The 16337-nt window shown below is 63.8% G+C and carries 15 protein-coding genes, 1 tRNA gene and 1 pseudogene; 9 read left to right on the top strand and 8 right to left on the bottom strand.

Translation table 11 applies throughout. The features are described from left to right. The first annotated feature begins 93 nt into the window (after positions 1 to 93). The 3 genes from AC066Y_RS38125 to AC066Y_RS38135 all read left to right on the top strand — a co-directional run bounded on the left by AC066Y_RS38125 (position 94) and on the right by AC066Y_RS38135 (position 3085). The gene (locus AC066Y_RS38125; RefSeq protein ID WP_478278351.1) at positions 94 to 1545 is read left to right on the top strand and encodes a CDGSH iron-sulfur domain-containing protein; all 1452 of its coding nucleotides are present in this window, start codon (positions 94 to 96) and stop codon (positions 1543 to 1545) included. Between the two features lie 85 nt (positions 1546 to 1630). After that, a complete protein-coding gene (locus AC066Y_RS38130; RefSeq protein ID WP_478278352.1) occupies positions 1631 to 2554 on the top strand; it encodes a CE1 family esterase in 924 nt (307 codons plus the stop codon). Between the two features lie 180 nt (positions 2555 to 2734). Next, positions 2735 to 3085: a RidA family protein gene (locus tag AC066Y_RS38135; protein WP_028339041.1), complete on the top strand. Its 351-nt coding sequence runs from the start codon at positions 2735 to 2737 to the stop codon at positions 3083 to 3085. Between the two features lie 69 nt (positions 3086 to 3154). Here the strand turns inward: AC066Y_RS38135 and AC066Y_RS38140 are convergent, their stop codons facing one another. Both AC066Y_RS38140 and AC066Y_RS38145 read right to left on the bottom strand, forming a co-directional pair. After that, the gene (locus AC066Y_RS38140; RefSeq protein ID WP_478278353.1) at positions 3155 to 4096 is read right to left on the bottom strand and encodes an alpha/beta fold hydrolase; all 942 of its coding nucleotides are present in this window, start codon (positions 4094 to 4096) and stop codon (positions 3155 to 3157) included. A 396-nt stretch (positions 4097 to 4492) separates the two neighbouring features. Beyond that, positions 4493 to 5557 carry an aromatic ring-hydroxylating dioxygenase subunit alpha gene (locus AC066Y_RS38145; protein WP_478278354.1) on the bottom strand — a complete coding sequence of 355 codons (1065 nt, stop codon included), beginning with the start codon at positions 5555 to 5557 and terminating at the stop codon, positions 4493 to 4495. A 106-nt stretch (positions 5558 to 5663) separates the two neighbouring features. Between AC066Y_RS38145 and AC066Y_RS38150 the strand changes: the two genes are divergently transcribed. From AC066Y_RS38150 to AC066Y_RS38165, 4 genes are all read left to right on the top strand, one after another. Then, entirely contained in the window at positions 5664 to 6572 is a 909-nt protein-coding gene (locus AC066Y_RS38150) for a LysR family transcriptional regulator (RefSeq protein WP_478278355.1), read from the top strand. Positions 6573 to 6681: 109 nt separating this feature from the next. After that, complete coding sequence (locus AC066Y_RS38155) at positions 6682 to 7044, top strand: nuclear transport factor 2 family protein (RefSeq protein ID WP_478278356.1); 363 nt, start codon at positions 6682 to 6684, stop codon at positions 7042 to 7044. 185 nt (positions 7045 to 7229) lie between these two features. Next, complete coding sequence (locus AC066Y_RS38160; RefSeq protein ID WP_478278357.1) at positions 7230 to 8027, top strand: helix-turn-helix transcriptional regulator; 798 nt, start codon at positions 7230 to 7232, stop codon at positions 8025 to 8027. A 102-nt stretch (positions 8028 to 8129) separates the two neighbouring features. Beyond that, positions 8130 to 9299 carry a cytochrome P450 gene (locus AC066Y_RS38165; RefSeq protein WP_478278358.1) on the top strand — a complete coding sequence of 390 codons (1170 nt, stop codon included), beginning with the start codon at positions 8130 to 8132 and terminating at the stop codon, positions 9297 to 9299. A gap of 6 nt (positions 9300 to 9305) precedes the next feature. On the opposite strand, the gene AC066Y_RS38170 is transcribed toward AC066Y_RS38165, so the two are convergent. Both AC066Y_RS38170 and AC066Y_RS38175 read right to left on the bottom strand, forming a co-directional pair. Then, positions 9306 to 10235, bottom strand: coding sequence for a dihydrodipicolinate synthase family protein (locus tag AC066Y_RS38170; protein WP_478278359.1), 930 nt, complete (start codon positions 10233 to 10235; stop codon positions 9306 to 9308). Positions 10236 to 10273: 38 nt separating this feature from the next. Next, a complete protein-coding gene (locus AC066Y_RS38175; protein ID WP_478278360.1) occupies positions 10274 to 11431 on the bottom strand; it encodes an NADH:flavin oxidoreductase/NADH oxidase in 1158 nt (385 codons plus the stop codon). A gap of 247 nt (positions 11432 to 11678) precedes the next feature. On the opposite strand from AC066Y_RS38175, the gene AC066Y_RS38180 reads away from it, so the two are divergent. Beyond that, positions 11679 to 12698, top strand: a complete 1020-nt coding sequence (locus tag AC066Y_RS38180; protein WP_478278361.1) for an LLM class flavin-dependent oxidoreductase — start codon at positions 11679 to 11681, stop codon at positions 12696 to 12698. 196 nt (positions 12699 to 12894) lie between these two features. Here AC066Y_RS38180 and AC066Y_RS38185 read toward each other — a convergent pair whose 3' ends face one another. From AC066Y_RS38185 to AC066Y_RS38195, 3 genes are all read right to left on the bottom strand, one after another. Further along, the gene (locus AC066Y_RS38185; RefSeq protein ID WP_478278362.1) at positions 12895 to 13065 is read right to left on the bottom strand and encodes a hypothetical protein; all 171 of its coding nucleotides are present in this window, start codon (positions 13063 to 13065) and stop codon (positions 12895 to 12897) included. Between the two features lie 72 nt (positions 13066 to 13137). Further along, complete coding sequence (locus AC066Y_RS38190) at positions 13138 to 13359, bottom strand: DUF3551 domain-containing protein (RefSeq protein ID WP_478278363.1); 222 nt, start codon at positions 13357 to 13359, stop codon at positions 13138 to 13140. A 75-nt stretch (positions 13360 to 13434) separates the two neighbouring features. Next, positions 13435 to 13508: transfer RNA gene (locus tag AC066Y_RS38195), tRNA-Gly, on the bottom strand. 273 nt (positions 13509 to 13781) lie between these two features. Here AC066Y_RS38195 and AC066Y_RS38200 point away from each other — a divergent pair. Beyond that, positions 13782 to 15914: a hypothetical protein gene (locus AC066Y_RS38200; RefSeq protein ID WP_478278364.1), complete on the top strand. Its 2133-nt coding sequence runs from the start codon at positions 13782 to 13784 to the stop codon at positions 15912 to 15914. A gap of 4 nt (positions 15915 to 15918) precedes the next feature. Here AC066Y_RS38200 and AC066Y_RS38205 read toward each other — a convergent pair. After that, positions 15919 to 16176: pseudogene (locus tag AC066Y_RS38205) on the bottom strand (IS66 family transposase); the annotation flags it as partial. Positions 16177 to 16337: the final 161 nt, after the last annotated feature.

Below are 16337 nucleotides of genomic sequence, written 5' to 3' on the forward strand. Positions count from 1 at the left end.
GCGGCACTTTCCATCTGGTTCGTTGAGCGCCGCCGTCGATCCATCTAAGCACGCTTTGCACGGGTTGGGCGAGCTTAGGGATCACTGCAACGCATGACAGACAACAATTCCGCCCGAGGCCCAAACAACAAGCATCACGGGCCCACGCGCATCATCATCAGGCGCAACGGGCCTTACGAACCCGATCCCGGTATTCCGATCGTCGATCATCTCGGTGTGCCCGTTGCAGCCGACGCGCCGGTGCGGCTCTGCCGTTGCGGGCAATCGCAAACCAAGCCGTTCTGTGACGACAGCCACGTCACGCGCGGCTTCACCGACGCCAGGGATCCGCGGCGCGTGCCCGACAAGCTCGAAATCTATGCGGGGCAGCAGGCCTACGTGTTGGACAATCGCGGCACCTGCGCGCATTCCGGCTTCTGCACCGACCGGCTCAACTCGGTGTTCCGTCTCGGCGAGGAGCCTTTCGTCGCGCCGAGCGGCGCGCGCCTCGACGACCTCATCAATGCGGTGCGCAGATGCCCATCGGGCGCGCTCGGCATCGGCATTGGCCCGGCGCGGGATGCCAACCTGTCCGACATCGACCGGCCGCCACAGATCGAAGTGTCGAAGGATGGTCCCTATCGCGTCACCGGCCAGGTCGAACTGGTCGACGAGGACGGCGCGCCGATCACGGGGAATGCGGGTGCATCGCAGGAACATGTCAGCCTGTGCCGATGCGGCTCGTCGCTGAACAAGCCGTTTTGCAGCGGCATGCACTGGAATGTCGGGTTTCACGACCCGGTTCCGGACCCGATGCGCGAGCCGACGCTGTTCGAATGGGCCGGCGGCTATCCGGCGCTACTCGACATGACGCGCATCTTCTACAGCCGCTACGTGCCGGAAGATCCGCTGCTCTCCCCGTTGTTCGCCGAGATGTCGCCGGATCATCCCGAACGGGTGGCGGCGTGGCTCAGCGAGGTGTTCGGCGGGCCGCGCTTCTACACCGAACGCTATGGCGGCTATCGGCGGATGGTGTCGCAGCACATCGGCAAGGAGATCAGGCCGGAGCAGCGCGCGCTGTGGGCCACCTACATGGTGCAGAGCGCCGACGATGCCGGGCTGCCGTCCGATCCGGAATTCCGCGCGGCATTCGTCGCCTATATCGAATGGGGCTCGCGGATCGCGGTGGAGAATTCCGGCACCGGCGCAAAACCGCCGCCGAACATGCCGGTGCCGCGCTGGTGGTGGGTCTGCAACGCAACGCCGGCCGCGCGGCCGTCGGCCAGCGCGGGCGATGCGCATGTCGCGAGCGAGGTCAGCGTCGCGCTGCCCGGTCCAGATGAGCCGGTGCAATTCGAGCAGCATATCCGGCCGCTGTTCCGGCCGATGGATCGCAACTCGATGCTGTTCGCCTTCGATCTCTGGAAGGAGGCGGATGTCGCCAAACACTGCCGGCAGATCCTGGCCCGCCTCGAGGCCGGCACCATGCCGTGCGACGGCGCCTGGCCGGCCGAACAGATCGCGCTGTTCGCGCGCTGGGCCGGTGCGCTGAAGACGCCAACCTGATCGTGACGCCAGGCTCCGGACAGACCGGTTGAACCCGCCTCGCCGGCGTGCTGCAATCGCCGCAGCAAGGCGGGTTTCTTTGGCGATGCGACGGTGCCCAATCGGCTTACTGGTTTTGGCTGGCGCACTTGCATTGAGCAGTGTGTCGGCGGCTGCGGATTCGCTTGTCATCAGCGGCACGACGCGAACATTCACGCTGCAGGCTCCGGCCGCGAAGCCGGCGCCGCTCGTCATCGTGCTGCACGGCAAGACCCAAAGCAGTGCCGATATGATCACGCGGACGTCGTGGCCGTTGATCGCCAGGCGCGACGGCTTTGCGGCGGTCTATCCCGATGGGTTGAACCATGCCTGGGCCGACTCCCGGCCGGATCAGCGGCGCGCCGGCAATCCGCCGCCGGAGGGCACCGACGACGTTGCCTTCATCACCCAGTTGATCGCGAAGCTGGTGGGCGACGGCATCGCCGATCCCAGGCGCATCTATGTCACCGGCATCTCCAACGGCGGCGCGATGGCCATGACGCTGGCCTGCGAACGCGCCGACCTGTTCGCCGCGGCGGCCAGCGTCGTCATGAACCTGACCGATGAATCCGCCCGCGCCTGCCGGCCCACGCGTCCGGTCCCGATGCTTCTGATGAACGGCACCGTCGACCCGCTGATCCCCTATCAGGGCGGCCGCGGCACCAGCTACTTCGCCGTCGACGGGTTCTGGTCGACCGAGCGCACGCTGGAATTCTGGCGACGCGTCGATGGCTGTGAGACCAGGGACGCCGCAACCACCGATCTGCCCGACCGCAATCCGTCCGATCAATCGACCGTCACGCGGATCGACTCGGCCTGCCCGCAGGGACGTGACGTCGTGCTTTACCGCGTGAATGGCGGCGGTCATCGCATGCCCGGCCACTTCCCGGACGCGCATTTTACGAAATTGGCGGCGACGCTGCTCGGTCCCCAAAACGGCGACATCGACGGCGCCGACACGATTTGGGCGTTCTTTGCGCGCTTTCCGTGAGATGCGCGGTTGCAAAATGCGCAGTGGCGGCGGTCGCCCTGACGCGCTAGAGGTCTGGCTCTGATCAAAATCAGAACCAACCTCTCGATCTCTTGTCTTGACGCGTTTTCTTCACGCGAACCGGTAGCGACTTCGCTCGGAAACGCCATAGACATGCCCGCCAGTCAAGTGGAGACCCAAATGAGCATTCAGCGTTTCGAAACCGGCCCGCGCATGAGCCAGGCCGTCGTGCACGGCAACACCGTCTATCTCGCCGGCGTCGTCGCCGGCAAGGCCGCCGGCGGCAGCGTCACCGACCAGACCAAGGACATCCTGTCGATCATCGACGGCCACCTCGCCAAGGCCGGCACCGACAAGTCGAAGCTGCTCAGCGCGACCATCTACATCACCGACATGAAGACGTTCCCCGAGATGAACGCGGTGTGGGACGGCTGGGTCTCGGAGGGTAACACCCCGGCCCGCGCCACCGTCGAGGCCAAGCTCGCGGCGCCGCAATACAATGTCGAGATCATGGTTGTCGCAGCGAAGTAGGCGCGACGCAGGTCATCGCGACAGATGCCCCGGATTGCAAATCGCAGTTCGGGGCATTTCATTGGCACCTCATGCGCTGATCCGCGATCGCTCGGCCGCGGCCTCACCGAGATCGGACTGAAGCCAACGCGCAATCCGACGCCACGAACCAGCCAGAGCCTTGCAGCCCATGAACAGGCCGAGGTGACCACACGGCTCGATGCCGCGTTGCAGCCACGCCGGCGGCGTGCCTAACAGCCCGATTGTCGCAAAGGCCTGATCGGGTGGAACGACGATGTCGTTCTCCGCCGCGAGCACGAATACTGGCAATTTCACTGTATCAAGATCGATTTTGCAACCAAGCGCGACGACATTTCCAGCCGCGATCCGGTTCTGGCGAAAGATCCAGTCGGTCACTTCCAGGTAGTAGGTGCCCGGCAGATCAAGCGTCTCGTCGTTCCAGCGCGTGAAGCGTTCGAGCAGCGCCCGTGCATCCTCCGACTTGTCGTCGAGTTGCCGCTGCAGAGCCGCTTCCACGTCAGGCGTGCTGAGCGGGAGGCTCCAGATCTGCAGCATGTGCTTGCCGCTGACGATCCCCTCTCCCTGGCGCACCATTGCCTCGAAGCTTTGCTGCGGAAGCGAGGCGACCATCTTGGACAGCTCGGATGGCACCGAGACGTCGACCGGGCTGCCTGCAAGCACGAGCCGCCGTACCTTGCCGGGAAAACGTGCTGCATAGAGCAGCGCCAGCCATCCGCCCTGACAGAGGCCAGCAAGATCGACTGGCGGCCCGATCGTGTCGACGGCCACGTTGAGATCGGACAGATAGGTGTCGATCGAGAAATATCGCATCTCCGGGGTCGCCGAGCGCCAATCGGTGAGATAGAGACGTGCAATGCCCGCCTGCTGTAACGCTTCCATCAAGCTGTGGCCGGGGGCAAAATCCGCTATCTTCGCACGATGCAGCGCGTAGGGCGCGCAGACCAGCAGCGGCCGGCCTTCGACCGCTTTCGAGAAGTCCAGCAGGCGCATCGACGGCAATTGCAGCGCGACCGAATTGGCTGTCGTCCACGACAGCGCCGCCTCGCCCGGCGCATCTGTCGGCTCGGGCCCGCGATCGAGATACCAGCGCGAGTAGATATCGAGTGCCAAGCGCGTGGCTTCAAACGGCCATAGCCAAGCGTGCTCCGCCCAGCTGGTGCTCGCACTTCGCTCTGATGGATCCGCCTCTTCGGGCAAGCTCATTCACCGGTTGATCGCTATCGGGATACTTAAGCCGGCGAGGATCGAAACCTTGACGCTGATCAAGAACCGGCGAATTCAGGTTGTTCAGCTTACGCCGAACCCGCTGGAGCAGCCACGCCGGGATGTCACGATCTCGCGATCCCGGCGCGGCTTGCTGCAGAGCGGCGGCCATCGTTTCGGTGACTACGCGGCGCGTGCTGTAGCCTCTTCCGCCTCGAGCCTGCGCGCAAACAGCCAGCGGAAATAGGTCAGCGGCGCGTCCGCCCCGATCGCCAGCAGCTGATAATCCGGATCAACGTCGAGCACCTTCTGCTGCGCTTCGATGAAATCCTTGTCCTCGTTGAAGGCCTCCTCGAGGGAATGCCGCAGCGACAGCGAAATGTTCGGATTGTCGATGTCGAAATCGTGCAAATAGTTCCAGAAGAAGTGCGTCGACGAGCGCGTCTCCGGCGTCATGAACTGCGCGTTGCGGTATTGCCGCGTGCCCGGAACCTGAACGCCCTTCTCCACGCCCTGCCCTGCCGGCGCAAATGTCGTGTCGAGCGTGAAGATGCCCGGCACGATCATGCGGCCGATATTGCGACGATCGACTTTGTCGTCGCGGTTGGAAATCACCTTCTTGTGGTAGGGCGGCGCATCGGCGCCCATGTGCCAACGCTCGACGCGGAAGCCGTCGTCCAGCTTCTCAATCGCCACCGGCTTGGTCTTGTAGGCGTATTCCTCGGAACCGCCGAGCGTGTTGGTGTGCACGAAGGCGAGATGCGCGAAATCGCTGAGGTTATCGACGATCAGGAGCCAATTGGCCTTGTAGTGCATGTAGCCCGGCAGGCCGCGCCATTTGGGATCCTCTAGCGGCGGATAGTCGAGGATCAGCTTCGGATCGGCCTTCTCGGGATCGCCGGTCCAGATGAAGATCATGTTGTAGCGCTCGACCACCGGATAGCTGCGCACGCCGAGCTTGGCCGGGATCGCGTCCTGGCCCGGAATCTGGATGCACTTGCCGTCGGCCGCGAACTTCATGCCGTGATACATGCACCTGATGTCGTCACCCTCGACGCGCCCCATCGAGAGCGGTGCGGCGCGATGGCAGCAACGGTCGTCGAGCGCGACCACCTTCCCGCTGGCGCCGCGATAGATCACGATCGGCCGCTCCAGGATGGTGCGCGCCAGCTTCTTGCCGTCGATCAGCTCGTGGTTCAGCGCCGCCACGTACCAGGCGTTGCGCAGGAAAATTCCGTCGTCAGCCATGTCAGCCTCCCAATGCACTATTGCTTGCAATGAGGTTAGGTGATCCCGGTCATCGGGATAGTCCGATTTGGCTGGACACACTGTACCGCTGGATGGACAATCGGCCATGGAGTGGCGCGACTGGGAGCTGTTTTGCGAAGTTGTCGAGCATGGCGGCTTCACCGCGGCCGCGCGTGTGCTCGGACATCCCAAATCGAGCCTCAGTGCTGCGGTGCAGCGTCTCGAGGCCAATCTTGGCCTGCGGCTGATCGAGCGGACCACGCGGCATCTGCGGCTGACCGACTCCGGCGAGACCATCTATCGCAAGGTCCGCCCGCTGTTCGCCGCGCTGCACGACACCCACAGCGAGGCGCTGGCGATGTCCAGCGCGGTCGCCGGCACCCTGCGCATCAAGGCGCCCTACGAATTCGGCGCGCATCACGCAGGGCCGGTCGCCTGCGCCGTGATGGCCCGCTATCCGGAGCTCGCGATCCGGATCGATGTCGAGCACGACATCGTCAACCCGATCGCCGAAAATTACGACATCGTGTTCGCGATGCTGGAGGCGCCGCTGCCGTCGGCCGGCATCGTGATCCGCCGCGTCTTCACCCTCGAGCGCGGCCTGTTCGCGGCACCGGCGCTGCTGGAGAAGTTCGGCGAGCCGCGCACGCTGGACGAACTGAGAAAGCTGCCGCTGTTGACCGGTCCCAGCGATCCGCCATGGGCGATCACCGCTCCCGGCGGCGTGGTCGAGCATCTCGCGGTGGATCGCGCGCGGCTGACCAGCTCGAATGCCCACGTCCGCCTGCAGGCGGCGCTCGCCGGGCATGGCGTGCTGCGGGTCACTGCGAGCTACACCCGCGCCGCGGTCGCGGCCGGCGAGTTGAGGCGGCTGCTGCCGGACCATGCCTGCGAGCCGCTCAACGTGCACGCGCTGCTGCCGGCGCGGCAATTCGTCCCAGCCAAGGTGCGATGCTTCCTCGATGCGATGGAGGCGCACGCGCGCGGTGATCCGGAGGCTTACATCAGGCCGTGACTTGCGCATCCGTTACGCGCCGCATGACGTCAGAGGTAATCGATCGGCGCAGGCGAACCTTCGATAGTCCGGAACAGCCGCACAGTCCGGCCATCAGAAGGAGAGCACCATGACCGACCACACCACCATCGCCCGCCGCTATATCGAGCTCTGGAACGAGCGGACGCCGAGCCGGCGGCGCGAGATGCTGAGCGAGAACTGGACCGCCGATGCGCGTTATGTCGATCCGATGATGAGCGGCGACGGCCATGACGGCGTCGACGCGCTGATCGCGGGCGTGCAGCAGAAGTTCCCGGACTTCACCTTCAAGCTGATCGGCGAGCCGAACGGCTTCGGCGACCATGTCCGCTTCTCCTGGGGCCTCGGGCCCGACGGCGCCGACAGCCCGATCAAGGGCACCGACTTCGCCATGCTGAAGGACGGCCGGATCAGGAGCATCACCGGCTTCCTCGACCAGGTGCCGGGCGCCTGACGCGATTTCCCACGGTCGTCATTCCGGGGCGACGCGCAGCGTCGGGCCCTCAGGTGCGCAATTGCGCACCGGGGAATGACGAGGGAATGGGCCTCCTTGGTGCGAAACGCCATGACTAGCGCCTGGCGCACCGCTTCCACGCCGGCAATGTCGCTGCTAGTCTTCCCGAAACACGGGAGGACACCATGAAGGCAGACTACGCCTTCAAGACTTCGGTCGTCAGCGACATCACGCCGGCGCTGCTGGCGATCGGCCGCGACAGTTTTCCGCAGGCCCTGATCGGCGCGTTGCGCCGCGTCGCCGGTGTCGGTCACTGCATGGTGTTCTCGTTCACAGGCCCGCGCTCCGCCGCGTGCCTGCTCGACGTCGGCAACATCCCGACCGGGCGCGACCTCGGGATCGCCTATTCCGAACATTTCCATCAGGCTGACCCGAACCGCGACGCGGTGTTCGAGGGCAAGGCGCAAGCCGTGCCGATCGTGCTGCCGACCTTTGCCCGCCGCATGTACAGCGACGGCTACCGCAAGATCTTCTTCGACGATTCCGACATCGTCGACAAGTTCGCCTCGGCGATCTGGACTGGCGACACCTGCTTCTACGTCAATTTCTACCAGATCACCGCGCAAGGCCGCTTCAGCCGCGAGCAGATCGCGCGCCTCGCCGCGGTCGCGCCCGCGTTGACCGCAGCTGTGGCGCGGCACTTCCAGCGCGACCCGGCAGCGGATGCCGATCCGATCGCGCGGCTGACGACCCTGTTTGCGACCGCCGAACCGCTCGCCAGACTGACCGGCCGCGAGAAGGAGGTGTGCCTCGGCATCCTTTCGGGTCTCAGCTCGGAAGCGATCGCCGCCGAGCTCGGCATCGGGCTGCACTCCGCCCTCACCTATCGCAAGCGCGCCTATGACAAGCTCGGCATCTCCTCGCAGAACGAGCTGTTCGCGATCGCACTACGGCTGATGGCATCCGCGCGCCAGCTGAACTGAGGAGCCTACGCGGCAACCTCTGTCCCCAACGGTGGGGACAGACCGGTCGCGTCTGCCGGCCTATGCTTGGTTCGAAACCTGAGGCCAACCTGAGATCACGTCGTGAGCACTGCTCCCCATTTCGACATCGATGTCCCGGCCTTCTGGCAGGATCCCTATCCGACGCTGGCGCGCATGCGCAAGGAGGCGCCGATCGCCTTCGTGCCGCAGCTCGGCAGCACGCTGCTGTGCAACCGCGACGACATCTTCGTCTCCGAGAAGCAGATCGACGTGTTCTCCTCGCACCAGCCCGAGGGGCTGATGAACAAGCTCATGGGCCACAACATGATGCGCAAGGACGGCGATGCGCACATGAACGAGCGCAAGGCGATCTTCCCGGCGATCTCGCCGAAGACCGTCAGATCGCACTGGACCGCACAGTTCGCCGGACACGCGACGCGCATCCTTGATGAACTAGCGCCGGACGGCGTCGTCGATTTCGTGCAGGCCTTCGCGCTGCCGTTCGCGGCCGAATGCCTGAAATCGATCACCGGCCTCACCAATATGCGCTTCCAGGACATGAACGCCTGGTCGCAGGGCATGATCGACGGCATCGCAAACTATGTCGGCGATCCCGCGATCGAGGCGCGCTGCCATGCGGCGACCTCGGGCATCGACGCCGCCATCGACGACATGGTCCCTAGACTGCGCAAGACGCCCGACCTCAGCCTGCTCGGCGTGCTGCTGCAGACCAACATGCCGATGGAGGGCGTGCGCGCCAACATCAAGCTCGCGATCTCAGGCGGCCAGAACGAGCCGCGCGACGCGATCGCCGGCACGGTGTGGGCGCTGCTGACCCACCCGGATCAGCTGGCGCTGGCGACCAGCGGCGCGATCCCGTGGCTGCAGGTGTTCGAGGAGTATGCGCGCTGGATCTCGCCGATCGGGATGTCGCCTCGGCGGATCGCAAAGCCCTGGACGATCAGGGACGTCGCATTCGAGACCAACGAGCGCGTGTTCCTGATGTTCGGCTCGGCGAACCGCGACGAGAAGCATTTCGACAAGCCTGATGCATTCGATGTGCGCCGCGACGCCAGCAAGAGCATCGCCTTCGGCGCCGGTCCGCATTTCTGCGCCGGCGCCTGGGCCTCGCGCGCCATGGTCGCCGACGTCGCACTGCCGGCGATCTTCGACAGGCTGAACAATCTGCGCCTGATCGCGGACAAACCGCCCCGGATCGGCGGCTGGGCATTCCGCGGCCTGCTGGACTTGCCGGTGACGTGGGACGCGTAATCGCTCTTATCGCCCCCAGCGCAGCACGACCGGATCGAGCGTGCGCGCGATCTCGATCAGCCCGGCGCGCGTCGCGGGATGCAGCGGTTGCAACGGGTGCCGCACCGCGTCCGACTTGATGACGCCGCCCTCGCGCATCAGCACCTTGCAGGCCTGCAGCCCGCATTGGCGGTTCTCGTAGTTGATCAGCGGCAACCAGCGGGCATAGGCCTGCACGGCCTCGTCGCGGCGGCCGGCGAAGAACGGATCCATGATCTGGCGGATGCCGTCGGGATAGCCGCCGCCGGTCATCGCACCGGTGGCGCCGGCATCGAGATCGGCCATCAGCGTGATCGCCTCCTCGCCGTCCCACGGTCCCTCGATCACGCTGCCGCCCTTCTCGATCAGGCTGCGCAGCTTGCCCGCGGCCATCGGCACCTCGATCTTGAAGTACCTGACATTGGCGAGCTCTTTCGCCATCCGCGCCAGGAAGTCCACCGAGAGCGGCGTGCCCGCGACCGGCGCATCCTGGATCATGATCGGGATGTTGATGGCGTCCGACACCACCCGATAAAACTCGTAGATGCCCGGCTCGCCAACGCGGAAGGTCGCGCCGTGATAGGGCGGCATGATCATCACCATCGCGGCGCCGGCGGCCTCCGCCTCGCGGCTGCGCGCGGCGCACACCGCCGAGGAGAAATGCGTGGTGGTGACGATCACGGGAATGCGACCCGCGACGTGCTCGAGCACCGCATGCATCACGGTCTCGCGCTCGGCATCGGTCAGCACGAACTGCTCGGAGAAGTTGGCGAGGATGCAGATGCCGTGCGAGCCGGCATCGATCATGAAATCGACGCAGCGCCGCTGTCCGTCGAGGTCGAGGTTGCCGCCGGCGTCGAAGATCGTCGGCGCCACCGGGAAGACGCCGCGATAGGGACGCTGTGCCGAAATCGTCATGTCAAATCCTCCCTCGTGATGTGTCGCAGCTTGATTCGTCACACCTTGCGGAACGGCAGCGGCGGACCTTCGAGCCTGCGCAGGCCCGGCTCGCGCCGCTCCAGCCACCAACCATACTGCTTTGGCCAGGACGCGAACACCTCGCCGCCTAGCGCAAGCTCGGCATGCAGCGGCCAGTTCGGATCGAACAGCGCCTCGCGGCCAATCGCCACCAGATCGGCCTGGCCGCCCGCCAGGATATCTTCCGCCTGCTGCGGATGCAGGATCAGGCCGACCGCGATGGTGGCGACCTCGGCGGCACGGCGGATTTCCTCCGCATAAGTCACCTGGAAGCCATAGCCGCGCGGAATCCGCGCCGCGGTTGCCGAGCCGAGCAGGCCGCCCGACGAACAATCGATCAGATCGACACCGCGCGCCCTGGCTTCGCGCGCGAATGCGATCTGATCCTCGAGCGTCAAACCGCCATCGACACCATCGACCGAGGAGATGCGTACCGCCAGCGGCCGCTCGGCGGGCCAGGCGGCGCGCACGGTCTCGATGATCTCGAGCGGATAGCGCATCCGCCCGGCGCGGTCGCCGCCATAGGTGTCGCTGCGGCGGTTCGACAATGGCGACAGGAATTCGTGCAGGAGATAGCCATGCGCGCAATGCACCTCGACGAATTCGAAGCCGGCCTCCACCGCACGCAAGGTGGCGCGCCGCCATTGCTCGCGCAATGCGGCGAGCTCGGCCGCATCGAGCGCGTGCGGCATCAGCCAGCCTTCCTCCATCGGGATCGCGCTCGGCGCCACGGTGCGCCACGGCAGATCGCCGCGGGCGCGGTCGGCCTCGTCGAGTGCGGCATTGCCGTACCAGGGGCGCTGCATGCTGGCCTTGCGGCCGGCATGCGCGAGCTGGATCGAGGGCACCGCGCCGTTGTCCTTCAGGAAGGCGGCGATGCGCTCGAGCGGCGCGATCTGCTCGTCGTTCCAGATGCCGACATCGCCGTGGGTGATGCGTCCTTCGGCGGTGACCGCCGCGGCCTCGACCATCACGAGCCCGGCGCCGCCCTGGGCGAACTTGCCGAGATGCACGAGGTGCCAGTCATTGGCGAGGCCGTTGGTTGCCGAATACTGGCACATCGGTGAAATCAGGATGCGGTTTCGGGAGGTCACGCCGCGAAGCGTGATCGGCTGAAACAGAAACGGCTGCGACATCGGGCCCTGCGGGAACGTGGTGGCGGGAGAAATGGTGGCGGAAAACTAGGCGGCGCGCGAGCTGATCGCAAGCCGCGCCGCAGCGCAGGCGGCAAGACCAGCGCGCATGCAGCGCATCCGCAGCGGCGCGGTCCGCAAAACCCGCAACACCTGCTGCACAAATTTTTCCCGGTTGGTAAACATTTTCCGTCATCGCCGGGTCACGCCACGGATCGCAATTCGCGCCTGATATGCCTACATTGCCGACATGAAGAAAATCGGATTCCTCTCGTTCGGGCACTGGACGCCCTCCCCGCAATCCCAGGCCCGCTCGGCCTCGGATGTGCTGCTGCAATCGATCGACCTCGCGGTCGCCGCCGAAGAGCTCGGCGCGGACGGCGCGTATTTTCGGGTCCATCACTTCGCCCGCCAGTTGGCCTCGCCCTTCCCGCTGCTGGCGGCGGTTGGCGCGAAGACCAGCCGGATCGAAATCGGCACCGCCGTGATCGACATGCGCTACGAAAATCCGCTCTACATGATCGAGGACGCCGGCGCGGCCGACCTGATCGCGAGGGGACGTTTGCAACTCGGCATCAGCCGCGGCTCACCCGAACAGGTGATCGATGGCTGGCGCTATTTCGGCTATCAGCCGGGCGAAGGCGAGACCGACGCCGACATGGGCCGCCGCCATACCGAGATATTCCTCGATATGCTGCGCGGACAAGGTTTTGCGCAGCCGAATCCGCGGCCGATGTTCCCCAATCCGCCCGGCCTGTTGCGGCTCGAACCGCTCTCGGAAGGCTTGCGCGAGCGCATCTGGTGGGGCGCCGGTTCGAACGCCACCGCGGTCTGGGCAGCGAAGCTCGGAATGAACCTGCAGAGCTCGACGCTGAAGAGCGACGAGACCGGAGAGGCCTTCCATATCCAGCAGGCCGCGCAGATCCGGGCCTACCGCGCCGCCTGGAAGGAAGCGGGCCACAGCCGCGAGCCGCGGGTCTCGGTGAGCCGCAGCATTTTCGCGCTGGTCGACGACCGCGACCGCGCCTATTTCGGCAACGGGCAGGAGGAAGACCAGATCGGCTTCATCGACGAGCGGACGCGCGCGATCTTCGGCCGCGGCTACGCCGCCGAGCCGGACAAGCTGATCGAGCAGCTCAAGACAGACGAGGCGATCGCGGAGACCGACACCCTGCTGCTGACCGTGCCCAATCAACTCGGCGTCGCCTACAACGCGCATGTGATCGAGAGCATCTTGACTCACGTCGCGCCCGCCATGGGATGGCGCTGATCACCCCCGACCGATGATGCACCCTCGGCCACTTGCCGGCCGCTCTCGCGTTCCGGCGGAACTCCGTTCTCAAACGCGGAGAACTACGGAAACATAACTGCGCGTTGTGAGAAGAACAGGTCGAGTACAGTGCGTTAGGCGCGCACGTTGCGTGAACAGACCGCCGGGATATCCCGGGATCATTCCTCGAGTCAGGTCAAGAATCCCGATCGCGATTGCGGCGCGTGAGATCGAGGCGATCGACACGCTCGTCAATCCGCCGGTTCAGTTCCTGATCCCCGCTCGAATTCCTGCCGCGACGGGCGCGAACGACAAATACGCATCCGATCGGAACAATCGCGAACAGCGCGTAGAGCCACCATTCCATACATCGATCTCAAATGAACGCTCGCGGATACGAGCGGAAGGGTCATCGTTCAGGGCCGCCGCGATGCACCGGTCATGGTGCATAAAAAGGATTAACCAGGCAGGTTGCCGGATTCCCGGCAGCGCTGGCCTGGCACTCCTTCATCGACATGAAGATACAATCCATTCGATCGCCGACCAGTTCCCCGTAAACACGCATGCAGACGGGGTAGCGAGGATCATACATTTGTGCCGATGCGGGCTTCGTCATGCAAAGCTCGCCCAGCGCGAACAGCAGCGCTCCAAGCAACCTCACGTCGAGTCTCCTGCTATTGCCGAGAAATACATTGTCTCGCCGACAAGACCGCCCAGTGCAATTTAGCTTTGGGGCTGGAGCGGGCGAAGGGAATCGAACCCTCGTATGCAGCTTGGGAAGCTGCCGTTCTACCATTGAACTACGCCCGCAAGTAGCTGATTGGGCTACCTTATTCTGAAGGATCGTAAGTTGCGTGGCACGCTTTTGGCACGGTACTCAGCGATCTTCGCCGGTTGGTATAGCACGAGTATCGGCGGGGATTTCAAGCCCTCCTCGGCATCTTCACGCTTTGCGGTTGTTTGAGCGTTTGAAAGACGAGCACTACCAGCCGCTCGGGCATTTCAATCGGGTCAAAGTATGAAGTGAGTTCCGGTACACTCTCCCCGGTTGTACTGAGTCGGGCATAAGCTGGGGAAGCGAGTATGAGCAATGTTACGCGCCGCGCACTGCGGGTTTACGCAGCACTCACCGAGCTAAAGGGCAATGAAAACGACGTTCTGGACGCGCTGACCCCATTCTTCGAGCCGATTCTGGCACTGATGAACGGAAAGGTTTTTGATCCCTATACATTTTCGGCAGGCGTACGCAGGCTGTACCGCTGGCGCTTTACTGGGGACATCGCTTCCACATTGATCCCGCGCTTCGAGCGCAAGGGAATACTAAAGAAGAGGGCGCAGGCGGGTCAGGATACCGTATGGATCGTCAATTTTACCGACCCTCAGGGCGATGCGGCACCGCCGGCAATCCTGTCGGCATTTGAGCGAATCATTGATGAGTTCGAGAAGTTCCCGCCGAAGGTCACTGATCTGCTCTCGTACAAGAAAAGCCGGGAAGAGCTAAAGGACATTCTGATCCGCTTCCTGGTGATGATGGACGCGTCCGGCGAGGGTGCCTTTGCGCCACAGCTCGGTGAGTTGGAGCCAGGGGCGGAGGCTCGCGCGCTCATCGCGAAGCTGGAAGAAGGTGGTACACCGCTCGATCCCAATGACCGGTATATGTGCGCCCGATTTGTGCAGCACTTGATGAAGAACAGACGGGAGTTTGTTCCTCACCTGACACGCCTCTCGTCCATCGGATTGTTAGCCGAAGTCGTTGAAGATTTTCTCAAGCCTACGCACGTCGAAACCCGGACGGATTTGACCGTCATTCTCGATGCACCGATCGCGTTGGATCTGCTCGGGTGTTCTGGGAAGGCGCTGAAGGACGACATTGCTACGGTCATCGCAGCGCTCAAGAAGATTGGAGCATCGTTCATCGTATTCCCAATTAGCTGCATCGAAATGCAGCATAATCTGCGGAGCATGCTGTCGTTGCCGCCCGAGCAGCGACGGGGCTATACGCACAACGCCATGATCAAGAGGGAGATCGGACTCGATTTCGTCCAAGCTGTCGCGAATAACCCCGAGCGCGCGCTGGACAATATCGGCATCACGGTGCGGCAAATTGGTATGGATACCTTCCCGCACAATCACCGGTACTTCACACTAGAGCAGCACGACGATTTCTTAAATTCGATCATATGGGGCAACAATGTAAACGCGCGCGAACACGACGCGACGTGTCTTACGCTGACGGTCCGGCTACGAGAGGGTAAACAAAATAGCGACGTTTTCAAAACGCGTTTCGTGATGGTGACGCGCAACACCCGATTTGTGGGACACGCGCGCAATTACGCTCTGCAGAGCAGGATAATCAATCCACTGCAGGAAGGTCCAATCATTCACGCCCGCGACCTGGCCACTACTGCGTGGCTGCGGACAGGACTTGGTGCCGACGAAACTATTCCACGCGGCCACCTAATTGCGACCTGTGACAGGGTGTTGCAGGTCAGGCCGGAAGTCAGAAACGCCCTCGCCAACCAACTCGCTCTCGTGACACCCGAGCGTTTGGAGCAGCTTAACTTGCTGCTGCTGGACGCGCGAAGCGTTCAAAAGCTCGCCGACGAAACGCTCAACAACGAAAACATCGTGACCTCCGAAAATGCGGAGCATCTCCTCGATGTGATGCGGGAAGCCACTGCCGAGGAATTGCGCGGAAAGCATGAAGCACAGCTTGCGACGGAGCGGCGAGCAGCGGCCGAGTCGCTGGATAGGGCCTCTTCGGAAGTGTCGCGATTGAGCGAGCAACTCGCTACGCTGCAAATGCGCGAAGCACAGGCGCTTGCATTAAAAGAGGGTCAGCTCAAAGGCGTGGTTGGCGACGTCAACAAGCAAGCGAGTAGGATCGAGTTTGCCTTTCTCGCAGTTTTGCTGGTGCTTGGTACCGCGGGCGGCATCAACTTCTTCACCAGCTATTTCGACGGGCATTGGATCTGGAACAGCATCCTGATGCTCGCCGGGTTGGTAAGCTTCGCCCGGCTTGTATTCGGACTACTCGAACGCCCTATGCCAGCGCTTGCAACGTTGCTGAACAAATTCTGTCGAAACAGGGCCGACAAGAAGCTTTCAGCACTCGGACTTTTAGACGAGAACCACCGCCTCGGATACAAGGCAGGCAGGATCATGCTCTTCGAAAGCAAGGAACTCACAGTTGTTGAGAAGGCCAGCAAAGAGTGAAAGGCTTCGTTCGCTGAGGGAAGATGACCCCGACCCTTGCCCTGAGCTTGGCGAGCAGACGGTCATGCAGCGGACGCAGGTGGAAGGCAGCTTGTCCTACCCAGTCCGCCAGCGTCGAACGATCGAGCTCAATGCCCTGGCGGGCGTAAATCTGCGCCTGCCGGTAGAGCGGCAGATGATCGGCATATTTGGAGACCAGGACGTGGGCGACGGTGGCCGCTCTGGATAGCGCGGTCGGGATGATTGACGCCGCCGGCGCGCGGTGATGGGTTGATCCCGGTTCGGAGCGGGCAACGGGGATCAGAATGACCAGCGAGTCGCAGCTGCGCGAGAAGCTTCGGAAGATCGAGGCGTTGTTCGTGGGTGCCGGAACTGCTGGTGAGCGCCTTGCAGCGGAAGCCGCGCTGCAGCGGGTGCGGGCCC

This window comes from Bradyrhizobium sp. USDA3010 (assembly GCF_056429065.1).